The organism is Hahella sp. HN01, assembly GCF_018986435.1.
GTDB lineage: Bacteria > Pseudomonadota > Gammaproteobacteria > Pseudomonadales > Oleiphilaceae > Hahella.
The window spans coordinates 54,820-74,943 of sequence record NZ_JAHMIN010000021.1; the positions used below are offsets into that span (position 1 = coordinate 54,820).

Genomic DNA, 20,124 nt, shown 5'->3' on the forward strand with positions numbered 1-20,124 from the left:
GGTGGAAAGAAGTATGCAGGACAGAAATGAGGCGCTGAAGAAGCGGTTGCTGGAGGCTTTCCGGATGGAAGCCGGCGATCGCATGCGGATTCTGGCGGATGCTTTCGCCATGCCTGCTGACGCCTATGACGCCGCGCTGGTGGAAAGCGTATTCCGGGAAGTGCATAGCCTGAAAGGCGCCGCCAGGGCGGTATCCCTGGGAGCCGTGGAGAAACTCTGTCAGGCCTGGGAAACCCTGCTCGCCGATATCAAACGCAGCGGCGCTGGCGTCAGCGAGACGCAGCTCAGCGTCAACCGAAAGTGTCATGGTCTGTTGCGACAGTTAATGGCGGACGCGGCAGCCATCCCTAATGATCAACTTTCGGACTTTTGCCGACGCATTGAACGGGGCGAGGATTTGGCGGGCTCGGCTCCCACTGAGAGTTTGGCTCAGGACTCGGCGTCGAGCGACGCTGAGCCTCCGCCCGTACAGGAAGAACCCCAAGACATCCCTCCTCAAATTGAAACCACTCCCATTACCCCTACAGTTTCTTCTGATCTGTCAGAGGAAGAGGCTGCGCAGACAAACGAAGCTGCATCGTCGGATGAGACCACCCAGCCAACGCTGCGACAGCGGCCAGCAGAGCTGACCGGGCTGGCGGGAAGCGGAGGCATGCTGCGTATCAAGGCGGAACATCTGGATGAGCTGATGTATCAGGTCGAGGACTTGCAGCAAGCCAAGCTGGAGGCGACGCAAGCCTGTTTAATGTTGAAAGAAGCGGTAGCCGGATTCACGGAATGGCGTAAGCATCGCCACGAAATCACCACTGCCGCCCGTCAGTTGCGTACGCATATCGAGCACGAAGCAGAACGGCAGGCGAGTCACGACCAGCTGCTGTTATCGATAGAGCGAGAACAGCAGACCCTGATTGATTTCAGCGCCTGGGCGTCAGACTTCCTTGGGCAGTGGGAATACCGGCTCAGTCAGTTAGCGAAAACCTCCGAAAAAGTCGCCAGAGGCGTGGCTACAGTGGCGGACGGCATGCATGCGCAGATGCAGGCGGTACTGCTGTTGCCCTGTTCTGTGTTAGTGGAAGGCCTGCCGGCTATGGTGCAGGAGATTGCGGATTCCCTGGGCAAAAAAGTACAGATGCGCTACTCGGGAGAAAGCCTGCAAGTGGACAAACGCGTGCTGGATGAGTTGAAGAGTCCGCTACAACACATGTTGCGCAACGCTGTCGATCATGGCGTGGAGACGCCTGCGCGTCGCCGTGAGATGGGCAAGCCGGAATGTGCGCAAATCGAACTGGATTTCATGCAGGAGAACGCCGGCCTGTTTGAGGTGCGAATTCGCGATGACGGACTGGGTTTCGACCCCGCCAAGCTGAAGGCTAAAGCCATCGCTCAGAAAGTATTGGATGAAGACAAAGCCGCCGCGATGAGCGACAAAGACGCGGCGCAACTGGCGTTCTCTTCCGGTGTGTCCACCAGCAGCATCATAACGGACCTGTCCGGACGCGGTTTGGGGCTGGCCATCGTTCGCGAGAAAGTCGAGCGCCTGGGCGGCCGCATTCTCTTGGAAACGACGCCCGGAAGCGGGTCCACCATCACGCTGCAGGCGCCGACCAGCATGGCGACCTACCGGGCGTTGTTGGTGCGGGTGGAAGACCAGTTGATGGCGATTCCAGCGCAGGCGGTGGAGCGGGTGCTGCGTCTGCCCCAGGAAGAAATTAAAAGCGTGGAGAACCGGCTGTCCTTTACCTTGCATAACGAAGCCAATCCGCTGTGGCGGCTGTCGGATATTCTCGGACTGACGACCTCCGTTTCCGCGCCGGACAAGGGCGTCTGCGCGCAAGTGGCGGTGATGAACGTCAACGGCGACCGCTTTGGTCTGATGGTGGATGAGGTCATCGGCGATCACGAAGTGATTATCAAACCGTTGGGGTCGCAGCTATTGCGCGTGCGCAATATTCTCGGCGCCACGCAGATGGGGGACGGTCGCATCGTGCCTATCCTGCATCCGTTTGATCTCTATAAAAGCGCCTGCAATACGGATTCCGCGCCGCTCCAGGTGGGGGACATGGAGGAGCTGCGTCGGCGCAAGCGCATTTTAATTGCGGAAGACTCCGTCACGTCGCGGGGATTATTGAAAACCATTCTGGAAAGCGCCGGCTATGAAGCCGTAACCGCCAACGATGGCGTTGACGCATGGGAAGCGCTAAAGCACGGGGCGTTCGACCTCATGGTGTCGGATATCGAAATGCCTCGCCTGGATGGGTTTGGATTGACTGCGAAGGTGCGCGCTGACCGCCGCTTCGCGGAGTTGCCGGTGGTGCTGGTCACCGCCTTGCAGAGCCCTGAGGACAAAGAGCGGGGCATGGAGGCGGGCGCTAACGCCTATATCGTAAAAAGCGGTTTTGATCAGGCCAATTTGCTGGAAATTATCCGCCAGTTGCTCTGATTACAGGGGCGGGCGCAGGATGGCCCGTCGACAACGGAGAAGAGGTGACAACGATGGATGTGTTGATAGTGGATGACTCGCCTGTTATCAGACAGTTGCTGCGCCACATCATTGAAGAAGGCGGCATGCGGGTGATCGGTGAAGCGTCGAATGGCGCGGAAGCGCTGCGCAGCATCGCCAAGCGCAAACCGGATGTGATCACTATGGACATTCACATGCCGGTCATGGACGGGTTGGAAGCGTCGCGAAGAATTATGGAGGAATATCCGACGCCAATCGTGGTGGTGACCGCCAGTTACAGCCTAGGAGACGCAGTGACCGCCATGCAGGTACTGGAGGCTGGCGCTATTACCGTTACGCCGAAGCCGCAGGGCCCCGGCCACCCGGATTATGAGCGGGATGCGGAAAGTCTGGTGAGGACCATCCGCCTCATCAGCGAAGTCAAGGTAGTTAGACGGTATCGCCGCGAAGAAAAGCGCGTCGCGTCACGGCCGCCTCCCTCCGTGGGGCTGGATCAGGATCACGAGGGCATACAGCCGGGCGTGATCGCAATTGGCGCCTCTACAGGCGGTCCGGTGGCGTTAAAGGAGCTGCTGCATGGGATGTCGCGGGATACACCTTGTCCGGTGCTGGTGGTGCAGCACATATCTCCTGGCTTTCTGACCAGCTTTTGCGAGTGGCTCAACCAGGTGTCGGCGCTCCCGGTCAGCATTGGCGAATTCGGCGAGCGCGCTGAGCGGGGACGGGTTTATCTGGCGCCGGACGGTTGCCATATGGAGGTGGACCGATCCTGTCGCATCAGTCTGGTGAATGGTAATCGCGACGAGACGCTTTGCCCGTCCGTGTCGCATCTGTTCAGCAGCGTCGCCAAAAACTTCGGCAGGAACGCGGTGGTCGTGTTGCTGTCGGGGATGGGGCGCGACGGCGCTGCGGAAATGGCGGAACTGCATCGGCTGGGAGCCCTTACCATTGCGCAGGACCCCGCCACGGTCGTAGTGAACGGCATGCCTGGGGAGGCGGTGAAGCTGGGCGCAGCCCGGCATGTGTTGAGTCCCCTGCGCATTGCGGCGCTACTAAACGAACTACCGGTACAAAGCTGCGTCTGATTTGTGTATGCAACAAGGTCGCGGAGATTACAACAAGAGAGTTGAAGTGATGTTAACAGGAACAGAAATTCTCATTGTCGAAGACAGCCTGACTCAAGCCCTGCAACTGCAAATGCTGCTGGAGCAGAATAGCTGCTCCGTCACGGTTGCGGAGAACGGCGTACAGGCCCTGAAATGCATAGCTGAACGCAGACCGACCATCATCGTGAGCGACATCATGATGCCGGAAATGGACGGTTACACTTTATGCCGGACGCTCAAGTCGGACCCCAAGACGGAGTCCATTCCGGTCATTCTGGTCACCACGCTCACCGACCCGAAAGATGTGGTGCAGGGGCTGATCGCCGGCGCGGATAACTTCATCACCAAGCCCTATGATGAGAAGTATCTGCTGTCGCGCATCCGTTACTTCCTGGCAAATCTGGAGCACCGAGATCACCAGCGGGTGAAGATGGGCATCGAAATTATTCTGGATGGAGAGCGCCACTTCATTAACTCCGCCCGCCAGCAGATTCTTGATCTGCTGATCTCCACCTACGAAGAGGGCATTCGTCTCAACCGGGAGCTGAAAGCCAAGCATGAAGAGCTGAGTCATACTCACTCGCTGATCAACAGTCTGTTTCATTTTACGGCGGGCTTGAGCGCAGCCAGCACGGAAAGTGACACCATTGAGCAAGGGCTGGGGCAGGTGCTGTCGTTCCCGAATGTGGTCGCCTCGTGGCTATTGCTGGTGGACCCGGATGCAGGCGAGGGTGGCTGGAAGTTGGCGGGCTTTCGCAGCGGCTCCATCAACGCAGACCAGCTGGATACATGCAGCCGTGAATGTCCCTGCCGGCACGGGGTTCTCAACGATGGGCTGACCAGCGCGGTGGATATCGCCGATTGTCCCGCGATGAAGGGGAGTTTCGTCGGTAATCATCATGCTACGATTCCGCTATTGTTGGGCGGGGAGTTGATTGGTTTGCTCAACGTCGCCCGCACCCGGGGCGAGCGCTGGGTGGAGGAGCCTTTGCGGGCGTTGCAATCCCTGGGGCATCAGTTTTCGGTCGCCTTGGGCCGGGCAAGGTTGTTTGACAGTCTGGAAAGTCTGGTGGAGCAGCGTACATTCGCCCTGAAAGAAGAAATGCTGGAAAAAGAAAGGGCGCAGGAACAACTTAAGCTGCGCAATCGCGCGATAGAGGCGAGCGTTAACGCCATTATCATCGCAGATAAAAGCGACCCTGAGCATCCCATTGTATATGCTAACCCGGCTTTTGAGCGTATTACCGGTTACAACCTGGAAGATGTCACGGGACGAAACTTTCTGTTCCTGCTCGGCAAAGAAACCAGTCAATTGGGCGTGGCGAATATCAAACGTGCGCTCAAATCCAATACTGAAGGCTACGCCTTGTTGAAGAACTTCCGTAAGGACGGCACGTTGTTCTGGAATGAATTGAAAGTCTCTCCGGTCACGGATGTTAAAGGCGAGGTCACTCACTTTGTCGCCATTATGAACGATGTGACGGAGTCCATTCAGTACCAGGAACAACTGGAATACAAGACTAACTACGACAATCTCACCGGACTGCCCAACCGCAACCTTCTCGATGATCGTATTCAACAGGCTATCGCCTTTGGGGCGAGGCGCGAAAAGGGCTTCGCCCTGGCGGTGTTCGACCTGGATAATTTTAAATACATCAACGACAGCATGGGCCATGAGACCGGCGACCAGTTGCTAAAAGAGGTGGCGGAATCACTGCGCAGTTGCCTGCGGGAGGGTGATACGCTGGCGCGGCTGGGCGGCGATGAGTTTGTCATTCTGATGAATAAAGAGGATCACGATCATCCTTTAGGACTGATGTTGAACCGTATACAACAACTGGTGTCGCAACCCCGTCGTCTGAAAGATAAAGACATTCTGGTCACACCCAGCATTGGCGTCTGCCAGTATCCGGAAGACGGCGAAGATGCCTCTACGCTGCTTAAGAACGCCGATACGGCCATGTACAAGGCCAAGGAGCGAGGACGTAATCGTATCTGCAGTTATACCCAGGAAATGAATGAATCGATCCAAAAACGGGTGCAAATGGAGCAGGACCTGCGGCGCGGCATCGAAAATGGCGAGTTGGAGTTGTACTACCAACCGCAACTGGACCCTCATGGCGGCGGCGCGGTCGGACTGGAGGCGCTGGTGCGCTGGCGCAAGGGCGACCGCATGGTGCCGCCTCTGGAATTTATTCCCATCGCGGAAGAAACCGGCCTGATCACCAGTGTAGACGCCTGGGTGTTGCGGGCCGCCTGTCTGCAATTGAAGCTGTGGCGGGATCAGAAACAGCAGCTCGTTCCCGTTTCGATCAACTTGTCATCGCGGCAGTTCCAGGACGCTAATTGTGTTGAACTGGTCCGCAGAGTGTTACAGGAATCCGGTGTTGAGCCCGGTTGCCTCAAGATTGAGGTGACGGAAAGCATGGTCATGCACAACACGGAAGAGGCGCTGCGCACCATGACCCAACTCAAGGCCATGGGCGTGCAATTGTCTATGGATGACTTCGGCACAGGATACTCCTCCCTGAGTTACCTCAAGATGTTTCCTTTCGATCAGCTCAAGATCGATAAGAGTTTTGTGCGTAATGTCACCGATGATCCGCAGGAAGCCGCCATCATCCGCGCCATCATTGGCCTGGGCAAAACCCTGGGCATCAAAATCGTGGCGGAAGGCGTGGAAACCGTCGAGCAATACAGCTTCCTGGTGCGCGCCGGCTGTGACCTCATCCAGGGCTACTTCTACTCGCCGCCATTACCTGTCGCCGCCTGCATGCACTTCCTGCAGGAAGATCATTTGTGGGGGAAAAAACGCAAGGAAATTGAAGACGGCCCGCAAGCCAGAAGAATACTGATCGTCAACGACGACGAAACCATTTTACGCGCCGTCTGCGGTGAACTTGGCCACGAAGGCTACGACATCTTTGAAGCCCGCACCACGACGGAAGCCTTGCGCCTTCTCGCCGCCCACGAAATGCACGTCATCGTGACCGACCAGTGCATGAAGGAAATTAAAGGCGTAGACCTGCTGCGCAAAGTCAAAGCCATCCACCCCGGAACCGTCCGCATGGTGCTCAGCGGCTACAGCGGCTTCAAAGAAGTCCTCGAAGCCATCAACGAAGGCGCCGTCTTCCGCTTCATCACCAAACCCTGGAACTCGGAACACCTCCGGGAAAACGTAAAACAAGCCTTCCGCGAAAGCGACCTGGCGCGGGAAAACCAGATGTTGAGAGAACAGTTGGATATATTGCGGAGTGGGAGTTGATATAGATTTAAAACAATGAGGTACGTCAGCGCAGTGTGTTTCAATAGCGCTGACGTATCGCGCCTGCTGCACGTCAGCAATAAGCCAGTTCTGTTACGATGCTTGGCCTGAGCCCGAAACTGAACTAACATCCCGCCGCGGACAATGCTCGTTTCACCGCAATCTTGAACGCTACGTTCAAACTTGGCCGGTCCGATCAGCCTGATGCTCACCCCCTAAGTTGTATAGAGATACGAAATGAAAAAGTTTGTTTGTACCTTTCTAATGATGATTTGCGTGACGGCGAAGGCTGACGTAACCGAATTTGTGCGCATGTTTCAAGCTGCTCCAGAGACTGAAGCGGTTCAATTGATGCACTACAGACCGAAAGATAAAGCAAAGAAAAAGTTAAGGATGAGCTGGGATATTAAAACGCTTCTTCAGAGCTGGGGAGGAGTCTCTAATTGCAGGCCTACAGAAAATTCAGAGTATATTTATCTCATTCTAGAGTCTGACAATATTGTCGATAGTCTCTCAGAGACCTCCAGGTATTACTTTGAATGTGATTCAAGCATCTTGGGCAAGGCTGGAATGTACGTGGAAGAGGGGAGGTTATCTGGCGAAGTAAAGCCATACAGAGTCGCTTTGGGGCCAGCGATTAGCCCTGAGAACATAGACGAAGCGAGGCGTGTCTTCGCCAGACTGTTTGGCGTCCAGAATGGCGGCATGGTTGATATATTGGAAAGCGGGAGACCTGTTTATATTGACAATATATATCGGGATAAAACAAGGCCGGAATTAGTACATGTTATTTATAGGACAACGCTGAACTTTGTAGATGATCGCGATATAGTCGGCGCTGAGGCGATAGCAGTGGTTAAGGAACTGATAATGAAAGACTCACCGGAAGAAGTGAGATACGTGAGACTGGTTGCAATTGAATTGGATACACTGCTAGAAGAGAAAAAGACTAAGATAGCGAAAATATCACTGAAGAACAGTGAAGGTCATTGGGTTGAAGCTAAGGAAGAGATGAACGAGAAGTTTGGTGAGTTTCCAGAAATTAAGATAAATATTAATGGCTCGAAATAAAGGTTTAAACTGGTTTTTTATGGGGTCTATATCCATATCAAATGCTGTTTTAAATAATAACTGTACGAAATTCTGTTGTTGCAGGCTCCTGTCAAAATGAAACATTAAGTTCTTGTGCGTTGCCTATTTTAACGTTGTTGATATTAAAATTTGATGGTGGAAATAGAGAGCAATATGGATCTTCAGGCTATTTTTGAGCTGGAAATATGGAGCCAGCCGGGAGGTTGTTGCAACGCCACTCAAGGTTTGGAAATAGAAAAATTACTAAAGAAGGAGCTTCCGTCTTCGATTGACTTTATAGTCGGACACGATTTCTCGCCAAATAACATAGATGTAGAGAACCTTTCCATCTCTATGCAAGAGAAAGAGCTAAAAGAGAGTAATTTTAAGAGTTTTTGTATTCAGAGAGGGCTGTCGCCAGACCTTAACGATAGTGAGAGCGCTGCTAGATTTCTCGAGTATAGTTATGGGAGGCTTTTGGCATGGGTGCATTTACCCCATGACGAGTTGGGGAAGGAAATATTTATTAAGCTCGTAAAGTGGCTTTCAGATAAGAGATATAACCTACAAGGAGCAGATGCAAATTACTGTGTGAATTTATCACATGCTGGAGATGCTCCTCTATTTTGGTATGAATAATAAAGCGCGAAAGTTGAGCTTCATACGGATGTTCCGCTTTACGCAACTGTATGGAGATGTTTGTCTGTATCGGAATTATGTAAGGAGTAGAAGTGATGAGTATCGTGAAAAGAATTCGGCTGCGATTATTTAAATTAAAGAAAGAAAGTGTTGTAAAAGATTTTGGTGTAATCTCCGTTAATAATGCAGGGATTTTTAAAGAGCGAGTGGAAGCATTGCTCGTTACGAGTGGAGGCGAGAAGAAGTTGATTGTAGCGTCTTGGATTATATCTCCTCTACTGTTTACAGCTACAGAAATCCAAGAAAAACACTTTTATAAGATTAAGGAAATTAGCGACTTTATTTTTATAGATAGCGAAAGCTAATGGTGAATGACTTTTTTCGAGTTGGTATATGAGTGGTATATCGAAAGGCCTTATGCTGTTGGCGCCTATTGCATTCAGCTTGCAATGGGTGTTTTACGGTGGGATTGTATTGGTGATGTGCTTTTTTGAGGGAGAGTGTTATAGTTTTATTGAAGAAGTGTTTTTCTTTTGTGGATTTATTATGAGTACATTGTTCCTGTTTACAAGTATATTTATAAAGTGTGCTAACTGCGGCTGGATACCCTTTTTTGATCGGCGGCATCATGATCCGTTAAAGGCCTACGGTGAGTGTGTGTCAGGAAGAAAGTTTGCTTGTCAATTCTGTGGTGAGATGAATTATATATAGCGAGCGGCGACTCTTTTGGTTGAAAGTTGGTCTGGTTGTATTGATGTTAAGTCCAATGTGCTTGGAAGTCTGTGAAAAATATGAAGAATGAAAGAGTTGCTTTAAAGGAAGTGTTAGTGTTTCTGCTTGTCATAGCAGGATACTTTCTTCTCTCAATGATAAGTTTTGAGAAGATTAGGCATGCTGTTACCTGGAGCGCACTAACACTAATTTATCTGGTAATGGTCAGGCTTGCATATGGGGTTAGTCTTGTAAATGTATATTCAAAGACCTCTAAAGCAGACAAAATACAAGCTGCAACGACCTTCTTTATATTTGTTTTTTTTAATGTCTATGAGGGGCTTGCTGAAAGGTTGTTGTTAGCGGCCAGTTTTTCAATGTTTGTGTTATCGTTTCATGGATGGATTAGTAGAAGAAAGCTCGAAAGCAGTTGCTAACCCGTAAATAATCATTCGATCACTAAATTATAATATATTTAAATTATGGATGCTTAAATAAACTTTGAATCAATGATGGTGTTCTTTTTATGCTCCGAAGGATTTTTAAAGCTATCTTTCTTAATTGGTCTGGACCTGCAACCTTCATCTTTCTCAATCGCTGATGTTTCATGTAGCTCCACACGGACTCATCTGGATTGAGTTCAGGGGAGTAAGGCGGCAGGAACAGGCTTGGCTAAAGTGAATGAGATAACTGCTAAAGGAATACCATTGGAAAAAGCGGTTACTGAGACATGGACCGCAAAGAAGGAAGCGAAATATGTTTATAAAAGGCTACCCTCTAAAGAGCTGATATAAAGCTCGAAAAGGCGCAAGATGCAGTTACAAAAAGTATTGATTGACGAGTTAAAGAGTATGCATGAAATTGGTTCTTCAGTTTCAGATATGCTGGCTCGAATAAAAGAAAAAGAGAGTGAGGAAAATATTAAGATGAAAAGCATCATGTATTTCAGGGTGGCCTTTAATCTCTCTATTTCTGAAGTTAGCGCTATTCCGGGATGGGAAGGGTTTGGTGGAGAGCTAAGTAGTGATCGGATTAATAGATTTGTGGTGATCAAAAGGCTGGGACAAGGTTCATGAGCGGGGTTGACTCGAATACGCCACCGAAGGTGAAAAGTTTATGCATGATTGGACGCTGGTAGCGTTGGCGGTCGATTGGGAAAAGGGAGTTGTCACGATCACCCTAAAAAACAGTCGCTCGGAGGATGTTTTCATTGTGGCGGATGGACTTGTGAGCTTGATCGTTCCAAGAAGAGAGGCGTGGGGCGGGAGTGTCTCGGTTAATGCGATGGAAGGTCCCAGGTTGCTTACAAACGGGGATTATTATTTGGCCCTTGAGATGCAGTCTGGCGATAGAATAGAACTTGAGGCCAGAACTATCACGCTGCCAGTGTCCCTGAGTGAATAGGGACGTTAACGGGAAGGCCGCGCGACTTGCGTGAACGTCGCTCAACCCCTGGCATTTTCCCGAAAACAGGATTTATTATGTTGAGTTCTCCGAAATTTCCTGTATTTTATGCAACCTTTTTTCCGGCCTAACGTCTTCCTCAGATGGTTCGCCGGGCTTCCACCGGCTTATTCGGGAGTTAATTTGTGGAAAAGACTTTCATCAGCGCTCAACAGCTATTAGACGATTCCTTCAAACTGGGCCTGAAAATTTACGAGAGCGGCTATCGACCTAACTACATCGTCGGCGTGTGGCGCGGCGGCGCTCCGGTCGGCATCGCGGTGCAGGAACTGCTCGATTTTCTGGGCGTGGAGTCGGACCACATCGCTATCCGCACCTCTTCCTACACTGGCATCGGCGAAAGAAGTCGTCATGTTACCGTTCATGGTCTGAACTACATGGTTAAGCGCGTCAATGCGGAAGACTCTGTTCTGATCGTGGATGATGTGTACGACACCGGCTTGAGCGTACAGCAGGTGGTGACGGATCTGAAAGCGGCCTGCCGTAAGAATACGCCGGACATCAAGATTGCGACGCCATACTTTAAGCCGTCCAACAACAAAACCGACAAAGTGCCTGACTACTTCGTACATGAGACGGACCAATGGTTGGTTTTCCCCCACGAATTGCACGGCCTGACTACGGAAGAAATTCTGGAGCACAAGCCAGAGCTGGCGGTCATTCACGACAAGCTGCTGAAGCTGCGTGAGGGCGAAAACTCCTAAATTGAGGGACTGAGCGCCTTTCAGCTAAATGAAAATCAGGCGTTGGTTTCTTTAGATGCGGTAGCCCGGTGATGTGTCAATAAACCGGGCTGCTCGCCGCCTCACTGGATACGTCCTTATGAGACTCCTTTTCCCCTCCCATCCTCTTCACTCTCAGCAACCAGATGATTCCTACCTGGAAGAATTTACGGCGTTTCGTCAGGTTGGCGTGAGTTGTTCCGTTGTTGATATTGATGCGTTGGGCAACGGTCTGTGTGATGTACGCCCTGCAATAGGGGCGGGTGAGCCGGTGCTTTATCGGGGTTGGATGCTTGCTCCTGAGCGTTACCGCCAGCTGACTCAGTTGATTGAGGGAACAGGCGGGAGGCCGGTAACGTCTTTTGAAAATTACCTGCGCTGTCATCATTTACCGGGCTGGTATGAAGCCTGTCGGCCCTTTACGGCGGAAACCCGATTCTTCTCGGACGACGATGAGCTGCTACACAAGGTCTCCTGTTTGAGCTGGGAACGCTTTTTTGTAAAAGACTTCGTGAAATCCAACTCGACCGGGCAGGGTTCTATTGCACGCTCGCCGGAGGAAGTGGTTGAGATCGTGAGTCAGATCCGCTCTCATCGCGGCGGCATAGAAGGCGGCGTAGCGCTGCGGCGGGTGGAGGACTACGACGAAGCTTCGGAGTAGCGGTACTTTGTCCTCAATGGCGTCGCCTATTCTTCCCATGGCGAGCCTCCCGCGCTATGTCGGGAAATAGCGCGTCGCATTGATGCGCCGTTTTATTCCATAGATCTGGCGCTTCGCCAGGACGGGGGCATGCGCTTGGTGGAGATTGGCGACGGTCAGGTATCGGACAGAAAGAACTGGCCATTGGACGTTTTTGTGAAGATGTTGGCGCAGTAGTCATAATCAGATTCGTGTCACATTCTCACGTTTATTTGTGAACAACTGTATATTAAATCGTATTGGCGTCGGTATACTCAGCCAGACCACCTCTTCATATGGACGCCGCCATGACATGGATTCCCCGTCGTCTCCCCACTGCGCCGAGTATCGGCTTTGCGCGTGACATAGCGTCTACTTGGCTAACCGGGCTTTTCAAAGCTGAGTTGACCGAGTTTTATATTTCTCATTTATCTCCCCTATGGTCCGGGCGTCAGGTTAAGGCGCGGGTCATTGAGATTGTCAGAGAAAGCGCTGACTGTAAGTCTTTTATCCTGCAACCGAACAGCTTGTGGAAAGGGTTTCGGCCCGGTCAGTTCGTGATGGTGACGATTGAAATAGACGGTGTACGTCAGCAGCGATGCTACAGCCTGTCTTCGGATTGGCGTGATTCGCAGCGCATTCGCATCACTGTCAAAGAGAAAAAAGACGGACATGTTTCCACCTGGTTGCACAGGAATCTGCAGAAGCAGGATGTGCTGTTGCTGAGTCAGGCTCAGGGAGAATTCACTGCGCCGACGTCACTGTCTGAGTCGCTGTTACTGATCGCCGCTGGCAGCGGCATTACGCCGATTCGCGCCATGTTGTATGAGCTTGAAGAACGCTCTCGGAACCTGGTGCTCATTTACTACGCCCGCACTCAGGATGAACTGATTTTTGCGGAGGAAATTCGCACCGCCGCTGCGCGGCGCCCCGACCTGACGGTCCATATCTGTTATACGTCGGGCGGGGGAGACCTTCATACGCAGGGAGGGCGTTTTCATCCCGATCAGCTTAAACATCTGGTTCCTGATTACCATGAACGACGGACGCTGGTATGCGGTCCTGAAGGATTAATGCAGCGACTGCGACAGCATTGGCGCGAAGAGGGCATCGAAGCGCGTATCTGCTTTGAAGACTTCACCGGGGCATTTAGCGGTTTAATCAAACCGGAGCAAACAGCGCCCCAGCAGACAGCAGCCCATCGTGTGATCTTTGAGCGCTCCGCCTGCGCCGTCGACGCTGACGGTCGGCAGAGCCTGCTGGATGTGGCCGAATCCGCAGGATTGCGACCTCACTGTGGTTGCCGGATGGGAATCTGTCATAGCTGTACGGCCAGAAAACGGTCCGGCGTGGTTCGTAATCTGCTCACCGGCAAAGCCTCCAGCGGCGGTAGTGAAGAAATCCAGTTGTGTATTTGCGTTCCCATAACCGATGTCTCTCTTGAAGTGTGATATCTGATGATTCAGTACGAACAAGGAGATTTGTTATGCGCGATTCCCTCAGTCGGGCGTTAACGCCTGCGGAACTGGCGTCATTTGAGAAAGAGCTGGACGACTTGCGCCAGCAAGTCATTGACGATCTGGGACAACGGGATGTGGACCATATCCGCGGTGTGATCAACGCGGTCAGGTATTCAGAGCTGGCCGGACGGGTTTTGCTGCATGTCAGCTTTACGCCGTTGGGCGTGGTCGCCGGCGTGGCCTGCCTGTCGCTCTCCAAAATTCTGGAGAACATGGAAGTCGGGCACAACCTGATGCATGGTCAGTACGACTGGACCCATGATCCCGCCTTGAACTCAAAACGTTATGAATGGGATCTCGTATGCGCCAGCAACGCCTGGCGGCACTACCATAACTATGAGCATCACACATTCACCAATATCCTCGGTAAAGACCGTGACTTTGGTTACACCATCACCCGCCTGACCGCGGAGCAGCGCTGGCGGCCCATTTACCTGCTGCAGCCCGTTTACAACGTGGCGCAGGCGCTGACTTTCGAATGGGGCGTGGCGTTGTTCGGACTGGAGCTGGAGCGCGCGGTGACTGGAAAAATGAGCAGACAGGAACTGGTGGGGCGGTTAAAGCCTTTTCTGCGTAAAGCGGGCAGGCAACTCGGCAAAGATTATGTGTTGTTTCCTGCCTTGGCGGGCATTGGCGCGCCCAAAGTGTTGGCGGGGAATCTGGCGGCCAATGTCATACGCAACGTCTGGGCCTACGCGATTATTTCCTGCGGGCATTTTACAGCGGACACCCGGGTTTATACCGAGGAGGAAACCCGTAATGAGAGCCGGGGACAGTGGTATCTGCGGCAACTGCATGGCTCCGGTAACATCGAGGGCAGTCGTCGCTTTTACCTGCTGAGCGGTCATCTCAGTCATCAGATTGAGCATCACCTGTTCCCGGATATTCCCGCCCATCGTTATCCGGAAATCGCTCCCAAAGTCAGAGCCATCTGCGACAAATACGGGCAACACTACAATACCGGACCTTTTCTGCGACAGTTCGGCTCGGTGCTTAAACGTATCGTGAAATATTCGCTGCCGATAAAAAGCGTCAGGGGTGATACGCCACAATCAGCGCCGCCGCCAGCTTTGAAAACAAAGAGCATCGTGGCGCGCCGGACAGAACGCGACAAGAAACTGGCGGTAGCCTGAGTAAGGTAAAACGTTCGAGAACGTGCGTCAGGGTTGAATCGATTATAATAGTGCGTTATCAATCAAGCCTTTGAGCAAGATCAGGAATCTCTGGTCAACATTCGGTCCCAACACAGAAGTAAGTGATATGTTAGAAAAAATTGATTCCCAGACCCTGGATGCGTTATTGGGCCGGGTTCGTACCTGTGCGCAAGATATGATGGAAGATTTTGGCGACGAAGTCAGGGAGCTGGTTGCTGATGCGGGCAACGAGAGATCCGGCGCTATCCAGGCGGAGGAATGCATTAGTAATTGTTGGGATATTTATGTTTGTGGGGAGATTCAGGACTGGGTTGACGAGGCCATGGAAGTACAGGAAGGGGATGAGGAAAGTGAGTACCTGGATTCCTTGCATGAAGAGGTTCAAGAGCACTTCACCAAATCCTGTTATGAAGCGCTCGGCATGATGCATTTATATTACTGATACCTACTGAACGCGCGGCGTTTCCTTCCACACGTAAATTTCTATGTCTCCAGGGTCGCATTGGGTGCAGCCGCTACAGGGCGTACCTTGGGGCAGCTTTTCCACCCGGCCTTTGGCGATCCACTTATCAAGCATCCCCCGCAATGCGTCCGGCTCCGTGTTGAAACGGTGGGCCATATCTTTAAGCGCGGCCCGTTTGTGGGTTTGCAGGTAGTCGCGTATTTCTGACAGGATCATTGGGACACCGCCGGCGTCGGACTTTGCCTGTCGCCGACGTACCGTAGCGCCGCCAGGGCGGCAATCAGGCTCGCCAGCATGATGCCGATAACGGTCAGGGCATGCGCAGGTTGACGGCTGAGCGTGGCGGCTTGATAGAACACCGTGGCGACGACGTAGGCGACGCCCGTTGTCCAGCCAGCGATAAACAGCGTCCAGTTCAGGTTGGTCTCACGATAGACGGCGGCCAGTGTGGCGGCGCAGGGCATGTACAGCAGAATGAATAGCAGATAAGCAAAAGCGCCCGCCGCGCCGTCGAATTTCGCCGCCATGGCGCCGAACGTGTCTGTGTCCACGGCTTGCTCCTGGGCGGCGCTTTCTACATCCAGACCCAATGGATCGCTCCAGGAACCCAGCGCGTCAGCGAGGTTGGCGGGAATGGTGGCGAAGGACGCCATCACGCTTTCCAGTAAGTTGAATTGGGGAGCTGGCTCCAGTTCTTCGCCAGCGGCTTGCGCTTCTATTCTCGCCAGGTCGCTGTACAGAGAGTCCAATGTGCCGACGACGGCTTCTTTCGCCAGTACGCCGGTAAAGATGCCCACTGCGGCGGGCCAGTTATCTTCGCGCAGTCCCATGGGCGCAAATGCGGGAGCGATGACGCCGCCGATTTCGCTCAGCAGGGACTTATTACTGTTTTCATTGCCGTAGGAGCCGTCTGTGCCCACGGAGTTCAGCACGTTGAGGGCCAGCACCATTGGTACGATTACTTTGCCAGCGCGGAACATGAAGCCCCGGGTGCGCTCCCAGGTGCGAATGCCAACGCCTTTCAACGTGGGAATATGGTAAGGCGGCAGCTCCATAATGAAGGGCGTGGCCTGACCCTGCAGCAGGGTGGTTTTCATAACCAGACCGGTGAGCACCGCGATGGCGACGCCAATAATGTAGAGCCCGAAAACCACGTTTTGTCCGCCGATGGGAAAGAACGCGGCGGCGAACAGAGCGTACACGGACAAACGTGCGCCGCAGGACATAAAGGGCGCCATGATGATGGTCATGATGCGGTCGCGCTGTTTCTCCATGGTGCGGGTGGCCATGACCGCCGGCACGTTGCAGCCGAAACCGACAATCAGCGGTACGAATGCCTTGCCGGGAAGACCGATGGCGCGCATGGCGCGATCCATGACGAATGCGGCGCGAGCCATGTAGCCGGAATCCTCCAGCGCGGACAAAAACAGATACAGAAAGCCGATGATCGGAATAAAGGTGGCCACCACCTGCACGCCGCCGCCCATGCCGTCCGCCAGCAGCAGACGCAGCCACTGCGGCGCTCCCAGTGAGGTCAGCAGTGCGCCGAACCCGTCCACGAACAATGCGCCAGTGAATTGATCAAAGAAATCGATGAACGCGCCGCCGATATTGATGGTGAACATGAACATCAAATACATGGCGAACAGAAATATGGGAATGCCCAGCATCCGGTTCAGGACCACGCGGTCGATTTTGTCGGATATGCTGCGCTGCACTTCATGGTTGCGTTTGACGCTGGCGCTGGCTACCTGATTAACGAAGCCGTAGCGGGCGTCCGCCAGACAGATATCGATGTCGTCCTCCAGCTGTCGCACCACGTCCTCTTGCAGTTCCTCTACGCTGGCGCGCAGTGTCGAGTCCGCCAGTTTCAGGGCGGAGGCGTCTCCTTCCAGCATTCGCGTCGCCAGCCAGCGTGGATCGCATTTGCCCTCGGCGTGCGCGGCCAGCATGGGAGTCAGGCTGTCCAGCGCTTTGGCGACAGGGGAGGGATAGGTGATGACGGCATGGGAAATATGCTTGCGACGCGCGGCGTCCAGAATCGCCGCCTTCAGTTGCGGCAGCCCGGCGCCGGAAGCAGCCACAATAGGGACGACTGGGCAGTCCAGCAGGTTGGCGAGCTTGTCGTGAGCCACCGCATGGCCGCGCTCTTCCGCCACATCCATCATGTTCAACGCCGTCAGCAAGGGCGTCTTCATTTCCAGGAGTTGGCAGGTGAGGTAAAGATTGCGCTCCAGGTTGGAGGCGTCGACGATATTGATGATGAGGTCCGCTTCACGCTCGGCGACAAAATCTCTGGCGATTTGCTCATCCAGGGAAACGTCTTCTTCGCAGACATCGAGGGAATAGGTGCCAGGCAGGTCGATCAGTTCAAAGTCCACGCCCTGAAATGAAAAGCGGCCGCTTTTGCGCTCCACAGTGACGCCGGGCCAGTTGCCCACCCGTTGCTTGGAGCCGGTCAGCGCGTTGAATAAGGTGGTTTTGCCGCAGTTGGGGTTGCCTACCACTGCGATGACGTATTTTTCCGTGTTGCGCTCCGGACTGGCCATGATCGACTTACTCTCTCCAATAAAACTGCTTGGGATCGGGCTGATTGCGTGTATTTCAGAGGACGCTAGATTTTCTCAATAAGAAGACTGCCTGCTTCGTCTTTACGCAGGCTGAGGCGAAACCCGCGCACCAGAATTTCCACTGGATCGCCCATCGGGGCGTAGCGGGTGACGCTGAATTCGACGCCGGGGGTCAACCCCATGGATAACAGTTTGCGGCGATAGCTTTTGCCGCCTTCGCCGAAGCCCATGACGCGGCCTTGATCGCCGACTTTAAGATCTTTCAGACTGACGCTGCTCATTCTTGGGAAGGCTCCTCAATGACTGCTGGTTGTGGCGCACGCGCGCACCACCATGATTTTTTGCGCCATGCCGGCGCCCAGCGCCAGACGCGTATCGGCGCGCACGACCACCAGGTCAGCGCCCTTGCGGTGCAGCACAGTTAACTCGCAGCCCACATTGAGCCCCAGAGAAGTTAAACGCATTTCCAGGTTTTTGCCCCCGCGTAACAGGTGAACTTTCACTCTTTCGCTCTCCTGCGCCAACGCCAGAGGGAAAGGCTTCTGTTCGAACGTGCTCATACGACCGCCTTTAAATGAAAGTGAGATTGAGAAACCTTCTTATTATTAACGCTATTACTGAGTGAATCCAGTAGACCTTGGGGGGAATCTGACCCAGATCAAAGGCATGTGGGACCAGAAACCCGGGATGGATTTAAATGGAGGTGAAGCGGTCGGCCAGATAATCGATAAAGGCTTTGGCGCAGGCGGTTTGCAAACGGGATGACGTGACCGCCTGTACCGGCAGACGAGGGACAGCCCAGTCCGTCAGTATCGGAATTAAGCGCCCTTCGGCCAGCGCGTCGCGAGCCAGGACTGTGGCGAGGCTGGCGACGCCGAACCCGCATTCCGCCAGCACGCGCATCAGGCTTACATTGTTGACCGCGAAGCGACCTTTAACCGCAACCTCTACGGTTTCGTCGGCGCGCTGCAGACGCCAGACGGCCTGAGCCTGCGCGCCGATGATGATGCAATCGCGCTCGCTGAGCTGATCGGGATGGGAAGGCGCGGATTGACGTTGCAGGTAAGTCGAGGAGGCGAACAGGCCTTGCTCAATCCAGCCAATGCGTCGGCTGACCAGGTTCTGATCCTTCACCACGCCGAGCCGAATCGCCACATCGATCTGCTCGCTGGCCAGGTCGCGATGCTGCGGCGACAGGTCGATTTCGAAGTCGATGCCCGGATAGCGGCGAGCGAATTCCGGCAGTAAAGGCGCGATATAGTGAACGCCCAGGTCTACCGGCATGGACAGTCGCAGTGTACCTTGCGGGCGTTTGGCTTCCTCAAACAAGGCTTCCTGCGCATTGAAAGCCTCGTCCACCAGACGTTCGCAGCGTTCAAAGTAACGGCGCGCCGCCTCCGTCAGCTCCACCCGGCGAGTGGTGCGGGTGAACAGGCTGATGCCTGAGTCACGCTCCAGCGCGCGGATACGTCGGGACAGGGTGGCTGTCGACAGACCCAGATTCTCCGCGGCGCGGCTGAAGCTGCGGGTGCGCGCCACCTCCACAAACAGGGCGACATTTTGCAAGGCGGACAGGTCTTTCATAGTGGCTAGTTATTGTTGTAAATATGAAAAAGAGAATAGCAATCGCGGCCATTATCTTTCAAATGGATCAATGTAGTATCTCACTGACTCCACTAACGAGGTAACTGAGATGCGGCGCTTTAACATTGACGACACCGCTATGATTTTGATCGATCACCAGACCGGCACTAACACCTGGGCGTCTACGACTCCCCTGGAGCTGCTGCGACGCAATGTGATCATTCTGGCGTCATTCGCCCAGGGCGTGGGCATGCCTTTGGTGCTCACCTCCAGTCAGGAAACCAATGTCGACGTGCAGGGCCCTCTGATGCCTGAACTGGAAGCCATCGCCCCGGATGCGTTCGCGGCGCGCATCAAACGCATTGGCGTAGTGAACGCCTGGGATGATCCTGCATTTGCTGAGGCCTGTCGCCGCACAGGTAAGCGCAATTTCGTGATGGCCGGGGTGACCACGGACGTGTGCATGGTGTCTCCCGCCATCAGCGCGGTGGAGGAAGGCTTTAACGTACAGGTCGTATGTGACGCATGCGGCTCCACCAACCAGATTGCCGAAGAGATGTCCTGGCGTCGCATGGAGCGCGCGGGCGTGCGCCTGACCAGCACCAACGCCATGGTGGCGGAGCTGGTGCGCAACTGGGCGTCGGCGGCGGGCGAAGTGGCGTTTCCGTTGCTGCTCGGCTAATTCGCGCAACAGAGCGGAATCTCTCAGCAGATC

General features: G+C 53.7%; 21 protein-coding genes and 1 pseudogene. 16 read left to right on the forward strand and 6 right to left on the reverse strand.

Features of this window, described 5'->3' with window-relative positions:
* Positions 1 to 13: 13 nt before the first annotated feature.
* The 7 genes from KP814_RS19780 (at position 14) to KP814_RS19810 (ending at position 9,690) form a co-directional block, all read left to right on the forward strand.
* Positions 14 to 2,440 carry a response regulator gene (locus KP814_RS19780; RefSeq protein ID WP_216738389.1) on the forward strand — a complete coding sequence of 809 codons (2,427 nt, stop codon included), beginning with the start codon at positions 14 to 16 and terminating at the stop codon, positions 2,438 to 2,440.
* Between the two features lie 53 nt (positions 2,441 to 2,493).
* A complete protein-coding gene (gene cheB, locus KP814_RS19785) occupies positions 2,494 to 3,546 on the forward strand; it encodes a chemotaxis-specific protein-glutamate methyltransferase CheB (protein ID WP_216738390.1) in 1,053 nt (350 codons plus the stop codon).
* Between the two features lie 49 nt (positions 3,547 to 3,595).
* On the forward strand, positions 3,596 to 6,832 hold the full coding sequence (locus KP814_RS19790; RefSeq protein ID WP_253938496.1) for an EAL domain-containing protein: 3,237 nt from the start codon (positions 3,596 to 3,598) through the stop codon (positions 6,830 to 6,832).
* 237 nt (positions 6,833 to 7,069) lie between these two features.
* Positions 7,070 to 7,903, forward strand: coding sequence for a hypothetical protein (locus tag KP814_RS19795; protein ID WP_216738392.1), 834 nt, complete (start codon positions 7,070 to 7,072; stop codon positions 7,901 to 7,903).
* Between the two features lie 174 nt (positions 7,904 to 8,077).
* Positions 8,078 to 8,542 carry a hypothetical protein gene (locus tag KP814_RS19800; protein ID WP_216738393.1) on the forward strand — a complete coding sequence of 155 codons (465 nt, stop codon included), beginning with the start codon at positions 8,078 to 8,080 and terminating at the stop codon, positions 8,540 to 8,542.
* A 95-nt stretch (positions 8,543 to 8,637) separates the two neighbouring features.
* Positions 8,638 to 8,907: a hypothetical protein gene (locus tag KP814_RS19805; RefSeq protein ID WP_216738394.1), complete on the forward strand. Its 270-nt coding sequence runs from the start codon at positions 8,638 to 8,640 to the stop codon at positions 8,905 to 8,907.
* A 417-nt stretch (positions 8,908 to 9,324) separates the two neighbouring features.
* The gene (locus tag KP814_RS19810) at positions 9,325 to 9,690 is read left to right on the forward strand and encodes a hypothetical protein (protein WP_216738395.1); all 366 of its coding nucleotides are present in this window, start codon (positions 9,325 to 9,327) and stop codon (positions 9,688 to 9,690) included.
* A 43-nt stretch (positions 9,691 to 9,733) separates the two neighbouring features.
* Here the strand turns inward: KP814_RS19810 and KP814_RS33460 are convergent, their stop codons facing one another.
* Positions 9,734 to 9,919 carry a transposase gene (locus KP814_RS33460; protein ID WP_216738430.1) on the reverse strand — a complete coding sequence of 62 codons (186 nt, stop codon included), beginning with the start codon at positions 9,917 to 9,919 and terminating at the stop codon, positions 9,734 to 9,736.
* A gap of 146 nt (positions 9,920 to 10,065) precedes the next feature.
* Here KP814_RS33460 and KP814_RS19820 point away from each other — a divergent pair, with 146 nt between their 5' ends.
* The 8 genes and pseudogenes from KP814_RS19820 (at position 10,066) to KP814_RS19855 (ending at position 15,234) form a co-directional block, all read left to right on the forward strand.
* Complete coding sequence (locus KP814_RS19820) at positions 10,066 to 10,329, forward strand: hypothetical protein (RefSeq protein ID WP_216738396.1); 264 nt, start codon at positions 10,066 to 10,068, stop codon at positions 10,327 to 10,329.
* A gap of 40 nt (positions 10,330 to 10,369) precedes the next feature.
* Positions 10,370 to 10,657 carry a hypothetical protein gene (locus tag KP814_RS19825; protein ID WP_216738397.1) on the forward strand — a complete coding sequence of 96 codons (288 nt, stop codon included), beginning with the start codon at positions 10,370 to 10,372 and terminating at the stop codon, positions 10,655 to 10,657.
* Between the two features lie 185 nt (positions 10,658 to 10,842).
* Positions 10,843 to 11,421: a phosphoribosyltransferase gene (locus KP814_RS19830; RefSeq protein ID WP_011397635.1), complete on the forward strand. Its 579-nt coding sequence runs from the start codon at positions 10,843 to 10,845 to the stop codon at positions 11,419 to 11,421.
* Between the two features lie 118 nt (positions 11,422 to 11,539).
* On the forward strand, positions 11,540 to 12,100 hold the full coding sequence (locus tag KP814_RS19835) for a hypothetical protein (RefSeq protein WP_216738398.1): 561 nt from the start codon (positions 11,540 to 11,542) through the stop codon (positions 12,098 to 12,100).
* Positions 12,101 to 12,112: 12 nt separating this feature from the next.
* Positions 12,113 to 12,316, forward strand: a pseudogene (locus KP814_RS33465) (ATP-grasp domain-containing protein); the annotation flags it as partial.
* 110 nt (positions 12,317 to 12,426) lie between these two features.
* Positions 12,427 to 13,569 (forward strand): ferredoxin reductase, encoded by a 1,143-nt coding sequence (locus KP814_RS19845; protein WP_216738399.1) that lies wholly within the window; start codon positions 12,427 to 12,429, stop codon positions 13,567 to 13,569.
* Positions 13,570 to 13,604: 35 nt separating this feature from the next.
* The gene (locus tag KP814_RS19850) at positions 13,605 to 14,771 is read left to right on the forward strand and encodes an acyl-CoA desaturase (RefSeq protein WP_216738400.1); all 1,167 of its coding nucleotides are present in this window, start codon (positions 13,605 to 13,607) and stop codon (positions 14,769 to 14,771) included.
* Positions 14,772 to 14,898: 127 nt separating this feature from the next.
* Positions 14,899 to 15,234 carry a hypothetical protein gene (locus KP814_RS19855; protein WP_216738401.1) on the forward strand — a complete coding sequence of 112 codons (336 nt, stop codon included), beginning with the start codon at positions 14,899 to 14,901 and terminating at the stop codon, positions 15,232 to 15,234.
* A 3-nt stretch (positions 15,235 to 15,237) separates the two neighbouring features.
* Here the strand turns inward: KP814_RS19855 and KP814_RS19860 are convergent, their stop codons facing one another.
* The 5 genes from KP814_RS19860 to KP814_RS19880 form a co-directional block, all read right to left on the reverse strand.
* Positions 15,238 to 15,471: a FeoC-like transcriptional regulator gene (locus tag KP814_RS19860; protein WP_216738402.1), complete on the reverse strand. Its 234-nt coding sequence runs from the start codon at positions 15,469 to 15,471 to the stop codon at positions 15,238 to 15,240.
* Complete coding sequence (gene feoB / locus KP814_RS19865) at positions 15,468 to 17,804, reverse strand: Fe(2+) transporter permease subunit FeoB (protein ID WP_216738403.1); 2,337 nt, start codon at positions 17,802 to 17,804, stop codon at positions 15,468 to 15,470. Before feoB ends, KP814_RS19860 begins: the two co-directional genes overlap by 4 nt.
* 65 nt (positions 17,805 to 17,869) lie before the next feature.
* The gene (locus tag KP814_RS19870; RefSeq protein WP_216738404.1) at positions 17,870 to 18,106 is read right to left on the reverse strand and encodes a FeoA family protein; all 237 of its coding nucleotides are present in this window, start codon (positions 18,104 to 18,106) and stop codon (positions 17,870 to 17,872) included.
* A 15-nt stretch (positions 18,107 to 18,121) separates the two neighbouring features.
* The gene (locus KP814_RS19875) at positions 18,122 to 18,385 is read right to left on the reverse strand and encodes a FeoA family protein (RefSeq protein WP_216738405.1); all 264 of its coding nucleotides are present in this window, start codon (positions 18,383 to 18,385) and stop codon (positions 18,122 to 18,124) included.
* 133 nt (positions 18,386 to 18,518) lie between these two features.
* Positions 18,519 to 19,409 carry a LysR family transcriptional regulator gene (locus KP814_RS19880; protein WP_216738406.1) on the reverse strand — a complete coding sequence of 297 codons (891 nt, stop codon included), beginning with the start codon at positions 19,407 to 19,409 and terminating at the stop codon, positions 18,519 to 18,521.
* Between the two features lie 109 nt (positions 19,410 to 19,518).
* On the opposite strand from KP814_RS19880, the gene KP814_RS19885 reads away from it, so the two are divergent.
* Positions 19,519 to 20,091, forward strand: a complete 573-nt coding sequence (locus tag KP814_RS19885; protein ID WP_216738407.1) for an isochorismatase family protein — start codon at positions 19,519 to 19,521, stop codon at positions 20,089 to 20,091.
* Positions 20,092 to 20,124 lie beyond the last annotated feature (33 nt).

What these genes read in the sequence shown, in the direction of transcription:
- KP814_RS19780 (WP_216738389.1), top strand. Translation starts at nt 14, where the DNA reads ATGCAGGACAGAAATGAGGCGCTGAAGAAGCGGTTGCTGGAGGCTTTC.
- cheB (WP_216738390.1), top strand. Translation starts at nt 2,494, where the DNA reads ATGGATGTGTTGATAGTGGATGACTCGCCTGTTATCAGACAGTTGCTG.
- KP814_RS19790 (WP_253938496.1), top strand. Translation starts at nt 3,596, where the DNA reads ATGTTAACAGGAACAGAAATTCTCATTGTCGAAGACAGCCTGACTCAA.
- KP814_RS19795 (WP_216738392.1), top strand. Translation starts at nt 7,070, where the DNA reads ATGAAAAAGTTTGTTTGTACCTTTCTAATGATGATTTGCGTGACGGCG.
- KP814_RS19800 (WP_216738393.1), top strand. Translation starts at nt 8,078, where the DNA reads ATGGATCTTCAGGCTATTTTTGAGCTGGAAATATGGAGCCAGCCGGGA.
- KP814_RS19805 (WP_216738394.1), top strand. Translation starts at nt 8,638, where the DNA reads ATGAGTATCGTGAAAAGAATTCGGCTGCGATTATTTAAATTAAAGAAA.
- KP814_RS19820 (WP_216738396.1), top strand. Translation starts at nt 10,066, where the DNA reads ATGCAGTTACAAAAAGTATTGATTGACGAGTTAAAGAGTATGCATGAA.
- KP814_RS19825 (WP_216738397.1), top strand. Translation starts at nt 10,370, where the DNA reads ATGCATGATTGGACGCTGGTAGCGTTGGCGGTCGATTGGGAAAAGGGA.
- KP814_RS19835 (WP_216738398.1), top strand. Translation starts at nt 11,540, where the DNA reads ATGAGACTCCTTTTCCCCTCCCATCCTCTTCACTCTCAGCAACCAGAT.
- KP814_RS19845 (WP_216738399.1), top strand. Translation starts at nt 12,427, where the DNA reads ATGACATGGATTCCCCGTCGTCTCCCCACTGCGCCGAGTATCGGCTTT.
- KP814_RS19850 (WP_216738400.1), top strand. Translation starts at nt 13,605, where the DNA reads ATGCGCGATTCCCTCAGTCGGGCGTTAACGCCTGCGGAACTGGCGTCA.
- KP814_RS19855 (WP_216738401.1), top strand. Translation starts at nt 14,899, where the DNA reads ATGTTAGAAAAAATTGATTCCCAGACCCTGGATGCGTTATTGGGCCGG.
- KP814_RS19860 (WP_216738402.1), bottom strand. Translation starts at nt 15,471, where the DNA reads ATGATCCTGTCAGAAATACGCGACTACCTGCAAACCCACAAACGGGCC.
- feoB (WP_216738403.1), bottom strand. Translation starts at nt 17,804, where the DNA reads ATGGCCAGTCCGGAGCGCAACACGGAAAAATACGTCATCGCAGTGGTA.
- KP814_RS19870 (WP_216738404.1), bottom strand. Translation starts at nt 18,106, where the DNA reads ATGAGCAGCGTCAGTCTGAAAGATCTTAAAGTCGGCGATCAAGGCCGC.
- KP814_RS19875 (WP_216738405.1), bottom strand. Translation starts at nt 18,385, where the DNA reads ATGAGCACGTTCGAACAGAAGCCTTTCCCTCTGGCGTTGGCGCAGGAG.
- KP814_RS19880 (WP_216738406.1), bottom strand. Translation starts at nt 19,409, where the DNA reads ATGAAAGACCTGTCCGCCTTGCAAAATGTCGCCCTGTTTGTGGAGGTG.
- KP814_RS19885 (WP_216738407.1), top strand. Translation starts at nt 19,519, where the DNA reads ATGCGGCGCTTTAACATTGACGACACCGCTATGATTTTGATCGATCAC.